This window comes from Yoonia sp. (assembly GCF_030731595.1).
Taxonomy (GTDB): domain Bacteria; phylum Pseudomonadota; class Alphaproteobacteria; order Rhodobacterales; family Rhodobacteraceae; genus Yoonia.
On the sequence record NZ_JANQTS010000135.1, the window covers coordinates 23,801 to 30,436 of the forward strand.

Here is a 6,636-nt window from a genome sequence, read left to right on the forward strand (position 1 = left end):
TGCGTGACATTCTGTTTGCATCGGGGTATGGCCAGATCAATCCAACCCAAAGAGGCCTGACATGAGCTTTGACCGTACCATCAAGATCGCGCCATCCATCCTCTCGGCCGACTTCGCGAATTTTGGCGCCGAGTGCAAGGCCATCGAAGCGCAGGGCGCTGATTGGGTGCATGTGGATGTGATGGACGGGCATTTCGTCCCCAATATCACCTTTGGCCCTGCCACCTGCGCCGCTATTCGCCCCCATATCAAGGGCGTCATGGACGTGCATTTGATGATCGCTCCGGTCGATCCCTATATCGAAGGTTTCGCCAAGGCCGGTGCCGATATCATCACCGCCCATGTCGAGGCAGGCCCGCATATTCACCGTACCTTGCAGGCGATTCGTGGGGCGGGGGCCAAGGCGGGCGTGGCTTTGAACCCCGGAACGCCAGCCTCATCGGTCGAGATGCTGCTCGATATGGTCGATCTGGTTTGCGTGATGACGGTCAACCCGGGTTTCGGGGGGCAGAAGTTCATCCATAGCCAGGTCGAAAAGGTCCGCCAATTGCGCGCCATGATCGGTGACCGTCCGATCCATATCGAGATTGACGGCGGCGTTGATCCCACGACCGCACCCTTGGTCGTCGCGGCGGGTGCGGATGTTCTTGTCGCAGGGTCTGCGGTGTTCCGCGGTGGATCGGTCTCTGATCCCGCCACCTATGGTGAAAATATCCGTGCGATCCGTGCGGCTGCTGCGGGCTAGCCGCACCTTTTTGCACAAACACTGCACAAACGCGCAGACGCGAGTGCACAGGCCAGACCCTAGTTTCTTCTGACAAAGCCAGAAAGGAACAGGATATGGTTGTGCGAGGTGTGCCGCATCGGATTGCAAAAGACGGCTGGTGGTTGGACGACGCTGATCCCCCAAAGGGTATCCGGCCCAGTATCGTCCTGATCTTGGTGCTGCTTGCAGCAGACCTTTTGATTTGGGGTTTCAGGCCGGGGCTGGGTATTGCCGTTTGGATGATTTTGGCGGGGGCAGCGGTGGCGCTGACGGTCTATGGCTCAATTTCACGCCGCCCTTTGCTGATCGCCAGTTGTATCCTGATCCTTGCCATTGCTCCTTTGATCGAGGTGGTCCAGCCGGGCACGGTCTTGATCGCACTACTGGGTCTTTTCGCCTTTGGGGTGATCGTGGCCAGAAACCGGCTTGAGAGCGGCGTGCTCTTGCAGAGCATCCTGCGGCTGCCGGTCTATGGCATTGCGCGCAACGTGCAGGACATTTTGGCCGTGCGCGTGCCTTCTCCTCGTAGCGGTGGGTTGCGGGGGGCTGTGCTGGACTGGGCGTTATCCTTGGGTTTGGGTGGGCTGTTTATCCTTCTTTTCGCTGCGGCGAACCCAGTTCTGGATCAATGGATCGCGGGGTTGGCGGCATTTCCCTATGATTTCACTCCGGATCCTGATCGGGTCTATTTCTGGTGCCTCATCGCATGGTCGATCTGGCCGCTCTTGCGGCTGAAACAGATGATGCCGCAGTTGGCCCAATCTAAACCGGCGCGAGGCGCGGCACTCCGGTCCGGATTTGTTAATATGCGCTCTGTGCGCCGCGCATTGATTGTCTTTAACCTGATTTTTGCGGTGCAGACGGTATTGGACGCAGGCTACCTCTGGGGCGGTGTCGCGCTGCCCGACGGGATGAGCTATGCCACTTACGCCCATCGCGGGGCCTATCCTTTGCTTGCTACAGCGATACTGGCAGGTGTGTTTGCCTTGATGTCGCAACCCTATCTTGGACGCCGCTTTGACGTCAGGCTTTTGCTTTATGTCTGGGTGGGACAGACGGTGGCACTTGTGATTTCATCAGTGCTGCGGCTTGACCTTTATGTGGATGTCTATGGTCTGACACGGCTGCGGTTCTCGGCCTTTGTGTGGATGACCGTTGTCGCGCTCGGTTTGGTGCTGATCATCATGCAGATGGCTGGACGGCATACGATCCGCTGGTTTCTCGAGCGCGCTTTTGGGCTGGCGATCATGAGCATTTATCTGTGCAATCTTGTGAACATTGACGGGCTGATCGCGCGGCATAATCTGGCCGATCCGCGACCCGGAGATGTCTATATCTGTGAACTGGGCGAAGGGGCAGTGCCTGCAATCCGTGCCTATGAGTTGCGGACAGGGCGTGTTGTGTGCCACAGCAGGCAGCCCTATCTGTCGGCGCGCGGGGACTGGCGTGAATGGGGCTACCGCAATGCGCGGCTGCACCTTAGTTTAGCGGCATTGGAGGAGCAGCAATGATCTTGGTTGCAGATGATGACGCGCAAATTCGCGATGTCTTGCGGATTGCCCTGGCCCAAGCGGGATTTGGTGTCGCAGAGGCCAAAGATGGGCGTGCAGCGCTGGAGTCCGCGCAGAGCCTGCGCCCGTCCCTTATCATTCTCGACATTGGTATGCCGGAAATGGACGGGCTGGAGGTTTGCCGCGCTCTGCGCAAGACAACCGAAGTACCGATCCTGTTCCTGACGGCCCGCGCAGATGAGATCGACCGTGTTGTTGGCTTGGAGTTAGGTGCAGATGATTATGTCTCCAAACCATTTTCCCCTCGCGAAATCGTAGCGCGCGTGCGTGCTATCCTCAAGCGCAGTCAGGGCGATACCGCTCCGCAAGGCGTGATGCGGCGCGGTATCGTCAGCGTCGATCCCGGTCGTCACCTGTGCCATGTCAACGAGATCGCCGTCACGCTGACCGCCCGCGAGATGGATTTGATGGAACGTCTGATTGCGCGTCCCGATCATGTCATGCCACGCCCCCAGTTGGTCGATGCGATCTATGGAACCAACGTGAATGTGAGCGACCGGACCATGGATAGCCATTTGCGGAACCTGCGCGCAAAGCTTGCCAAGGCAGGATGTGCCGATGCCATCGAAACAGTCCATGGAATCGGCATCAGGATGGGCGCATGTCGCGGCGCGTAATTCGCAAATGGCGGCCGCCTCTCGCGCTGGTCTTGGGCGGGACGCTGGCTGCTGTCTTTGCCCTGCCTTTGCTTGGGATAGGCTATTTCCGTGTTGCTGGTGGTGTGCTGGGTTGGTCCGAGACATCCTGGATGATCGGCGTAATGGCCTTTGTCGCGGCGGCCATCCTTGGGGCTTTGCTCTGGCGTCTGGTCTTGCGGCCCGTTCGTGCCCTGACGCTGTATGCCCGAAGCGAGGGGGCGACTGATCCGCCCGAACATTTCGGAACACCGGAGTTTTCCGAGCTTGGACGGTCTATTCTGGATATGACCGAGGCGCTGCGCGGGCGCGAAGCTGTCTTGCGGTCCTACGCCGATCATGTGACCCATGAGCTGAAATCGCCGCTCAGCGCGATCCGCGGCGCGGCCGAATTGCTTGAAAATGAAACGCTCGATGCAGCAGATCGCGCGCAACTTCTGACCAATATTGGCGCGGCGACGCAGCGCATGGATGATCTGCTCGCTGATCAACGCGCCTTTGCCGCAGCACATGAACCCTTGGGCGAGGGTGCCTGTCGATTGTCGGATCTGGCCGTAAACTGGCCCGCCATGATCGTCGTTGCCGATGGCGAGGTGCCGTTGCGCGGTGATGTGATGCAACTGGCCCTTGGGCATCTCTACGATAACGCAATTGCTCATGGGGCGACGGCCATGAGGCTGACGCGCGCGCAAGACAGTGTGATCGTGGCGGACAACGGGCCGGGTGTTTCGGCGGGCAATCGTGACCGGATCTTTGACCCGTTCTTTACCACAAACCGCGATGGCGGGGGCACGGGAATGGGGTTGGCGATTGTGCGGCGGATTCTGGCAGCACATGGCGCATCAATCACTTTGCTGGACCAGCCGGGTGCCTGTTTCGAGATCCGGTTCTAGGCTGAACGACCGGCCACTTTGCTTCTGGTGCGGGGGCGCGTGCTGGCCTATCTTTTTGGAACGGTACTGCAATTTGAAAGGGCATTCCAAAGATGAGCCAAGATATCGTGGTCCGACCTTTGACAGCAGACCTCTTTGCGCCGTTTGGCGATGTGCTGGATTGCAGCGGAGATCCCGACAAAATCATCAACGCGGGGCTTTGCGGGCGGTTCCATGATCGCGCCCGTGTCGATTGCGCGGGTCCGTTAGGCATCAGCCTGTTCCGCTCTGAATTGCGGCAATTGCCCTATCAGCTTGACCTGATCGAACGTCACCCGCTGGGTTCACAGGCCTTTATCCCGATGAGCATGGATCCGTTTCTAGTGGTTGTCGCCGATGCCGATCTGCAACCGCGGGCCTTTCTGACAGCGCCCGGGATGGGGATCAACTTTCACCGCGGCACGTGGCACGGGGTGCTGACACCTCTGTCAGGCCCCGGCCTTTTTGCGGTGATCGACAATGTAGGCACAGAGCCCAACTTGGAAGAGCATTATTTTGAAACGCCCTATCGGGTGATCGGCTGACCTCTAGAAATCAACCTCGATCGCGATCCCTTTTTCAATGGCCAGTTTGACAACACTTGCGGCCACTGCGAGGTCTTGCAAGCCGACGCCGGTCCCATCGAACAATGTGATCTCATCGTCAGATGTCCGTCCCGGATGCGTGCCATTGATGACAGCACCCAGTTCATGCACATCCGCCTGCTTGATCAGCCCCGCCGCAATGGCATGCTGTGCCTCGCCGATGCTGATGGATTGCGCCACTTCGTCCGTAAAGACGGTGGCTTGAGTCAGAAGGGCAGTCTCGACCTCTTGCTTGCCTTTGGTGTCGGTGCCCATGCAGGCGATATGCGTGCCGGGGGCGATGTGATGCGCCATGATGGAGGGCGCAAAGGTCGAGGTAATCGAGATGACAACATCGGCTTCGACCATCCGCTCGAGTGTGACCGCCTCGAAGGGGACGCCTGCCTCGTTCGCAACTTTCTCGATATTGGGCAGCATTTCGGGGTGATAGTTCCAGCCAATGACCTTTTCAAAGTTCCGCTGCTCAAGGGCTGCACGCAACTGGAATGTGGCCTGATGACCTGCACCGACCATGCCCATGACCTTGGCGTCCTTGCGCGCCAGATGCTTGATCGACACCGATGACGCCGCCGCTGTGCGCAGCGCTGTCAGAAGATTGCCGCCGACCATGGCACTGACCTTGCCGGTATCCGGATCAAACAGGAAAACAGTGGACTGGTGGTTGATCAGCCCATGCTTTGCCAAGTTATTGGGCCAGTATCCCCCCGCTTTCAGACCCAGCGCCATGCCGGTTTTGTCGAACCCGCCCTTGAAGCCGTAAAGCGCGTCTTCATGGCCAATCGCCTCGCGGATCACGGGGAAATTATACGCACCACCATTCGACATCGACGCGAACACTTGCTCGACCGCTGTGAAGGCATCGGCGCGGGTCATGAGGCCGGCAATCTCTTTTTCGGGAACGATAATCATCTTGGTCTTCCTTGCAAAACGGGCCGGTCCATAGACCGACCCTTTGTTATTCTTGGTCTGCTCAACGTCTTGCGCTTAGTAGGCTTTCCCGCGTGCCGAAACAGGCCATAGCGTTTCAACCTTGCCGTTGCGCACACCGACGTACCAGTCATGCACGTTGCAGGTCGGGTCGCAGTGACCGGGGACCAGCTTGAGCTTGTCATTGACCTTGAGCGCGCCAGTCGGGTCGGCCACCACGCCGTGTTCGTCTGAACATTTCACGTAAGTCACATCATCGCGGCCATAGATCGTGGGCAGACCGCTATCGACGGATTGTGCTTTTAGGCCCGCATCAACGATCGCTTTGTCGGCCTTGGCGTGGCTCATGACAGAGGTCAGGATGAACAGCGCGTTTTCCCACTCGCCCTTGTCGATCCGGTTGCCGTCCTTATCAAGGATACGACCATAATCGGCATCCATGAAGGCATAAGACCCGCACTGCAATTCGTTGAACACACCAGAGGCGCTCTCAAAGTAGTAAGAGCCTGTGCCACCACCGCCAACGATATCGCTTTCAATGCCTTCGGCTTTCAAAAGCGCAAGCGTCTCGGCCACTTGATCAATCGCGATCTGGGTTTTGCCCTTACGCTCTTCATAGGAGTCAAGGTGCTGCATTGCGCCCTGATAGGCTTGGATGCCAGCATATTTCAGGCCGGGGGCGGCTTCGATGGCTTTAGCCAAATCCACGACGGGCTGACCGTATTGCACGCCGCAACGGCCTGCACCCACGTCGATTTCGACCAGACATTCGATCTGTGTGCCGTGCTTCATCGCAGCGGCAGAGAGGTCCGCGATATTGGCCATGTCATCCACACAACAGATGGCGCGCGCGCCCAGTTTGGGGATGCGGGCAAGGCGGTCGATCTTTTGCGGATCACGCACTTGGTTGGACACCAGCACGTCCTTGATGCCACCACGGGCGAAAACCTCGGCTTCTGATACCTTCTGGCAGCAGACGCCAACAGACCCGCCCAGCTTTTCCTGTAGCAAGGCGACATCGACTGACTTGTGCATCTTGCCGTGTACACGGTGACGCATGCCGTGGGATTTCGCGAAATCGCCCATTTTCTTGATGTTGCGTTCCAGCGCGTCCAGATCGAGCACAAGGCAAGGCGTTTGGATATCAGCCTCGTCCATGCCGGGCAGGGCGGGGACGTCGTAACCGACTTCGAGGTTTTTGAGGTTGCTCATATCGTTCAT

General features: G+C 58.4%; 7 protein-coding genes. 5 read left to right on the forward strand and 2 right to left on the reverse strand.

Translation table 11 applies throughout. The features are described 5' to 3' along the window. Nucleotides 1–61 precede the first annotated feature (61 nt). The 5 genes from rpe to NWQ23_RS15690 all read left to right on the forward strand — a co-directional run bounded on the left by rpe (nt 62) and on the right by NWQ23_RS15690 (nt 4,428). On the forward strand, nt 62–745 hold the full coding sequence (gene rpe / locus NWQ23_RS15670; RefSeq protein WP_306167325.1) for a ribulose-phosphate 3-epimerase: 684 nt from the start codon (nt 62–64) through the stop codon (nt 743–745). Between the two features lie 95 nt (nt 746–840). Continuing rightward, nucleotides 841–2,277 (forward strand): DUF4173 domain-containing protein, encoded by a 1,437-nt coding sequence (locus NWQ23_RS15675; protein ID WP_306167326.1) that lies wholly within the window; start codon nt 841–843, stop codon nt 2,275–2,277. Continuing rightward, a complete protein-coding gene (locus tag NWQ23_RS15680) occupies nt 2,274–2,954 on the forward strand; it encodes a response regulator transcription factor (protein WP_306167327.1) in 681 nt (226 codons plus the stop codon). Before NWQ23_RS15675 ends, NWQ23_RS15680 begins: the two co-directional genes overlap by 4 nt. After that, nucleotides 2,939–3,865 (forward strand): ATP-binding protein, encoded by a 927-nt coding sequence (locus NWQ23_RS15685; RefSeq protein ID WP_306167328.1) that lies wholly within the window; start codon nt 2,939–2,941, stop codon nt 3,863–3,865. The genes NWQ23_RS15680 and NWQ23_RS15685 overlap by 16 nt, the downstream gene beginning before the upstream one ends. A gap of 92 nt (nt 3,866–3,957) precedes the next feature. After that, nucleotides 3,958–4,428: an ureidoglycolate lyase gene (locus tag NWQ23_RS15690; protein ID WP_306167329.1), complete on the forward strand. Its 471-nt coding sequence runs from the start codon at nt 3,958–3,960 to the stop codon at nt 4,426–4,428. A 3-nt stretch (nt 4,429–4,431) separates the two neighbouring features. Here the strand turns inward: NWQ23_RS15690 and bhcD are convergent, their stop codons facing one another. Both bhcD and bhcC read right to left on the reverse strand, forming a co-directional pair. Then, nucleotides 4,432–5,397 carry an iminosuccinate reductase BhcD gene (gene bhcD / locus NWQ23_RS15695; protein WP_306167330.1) on the reverse strand — a complete coding sequence of 322 codons (966 nt, stop codon included), beginning with the start codon at nt 5,395–5,397 and terminating at the stop codon, nt 4,432–4,434. Between the two features lie 75 nt (nt 5,398–5,472). Further along, the gene (gene bhcC, locus NWQ23_RS15700; protein ID WP_306167331.1) at nt 5,473–6,636 is read right to left on the reverse strand and encodes a 3-hydroxy-D-aspartate aldolase BhcC; all 1,164 of its coding nucleotides are present in this window, start codon (nt 6,634–6,636) and stop codon (nt 5,473–5,475) included.

Excerpts from the sequence above, each read along its gene's own strand:
- rpe (WP_306167325.1), top strand. The coding sequence starts at position 62 with ATGAGCTTTGACCGTACCATCAAGATCGCGCCATCCATCCTCTCGGCC.
- NWQ23_RS15675 (WP_306167326.1), top strand. The coding sequence starts at position 841 with ATGGTTGTGCGAGGTGTGCCGCATCGGATTGCAAAAGACGGCTGGTGG.
- NWQ23_RS15680 (WP_306167327.1), top strand. The coding sequence starts at position 2,274 with ATGATCTTGGTTGCAGATGATGACGCGCAAATTCGCGATGTCTTGCGG.
- NWQ23_RS15685 (WP_306167328.1), top strand. The coding sequence starts at position 2,939 with ATGTCGCGGCGCGTAATTCGCAAATGGCGGCCGCCTCTCGCGCTGGTC.
- NWQ23_RS15690 (WP_306167329.1), top strand. The coding sequence starts at position 3,958 with ATGAGCCAAGATATCGTGGTCCGACCTTTGACAGCAGACCTCTTTGCG.
- bhcD (WP_306167330.1), bottom strand. The coding sequence starts at position 5,397 with ATGATTATCGTTCCCGAAAAAGAGATTGCCGGCCTCATGACCCGCGCC.
- bhcC (WP_306167331.1), bottom strand. The coding sequence starts at position 6,636 with ATGAACGATATGAGCAACCTCAAAAACCTCGAAGTCGGTTACGACGTC.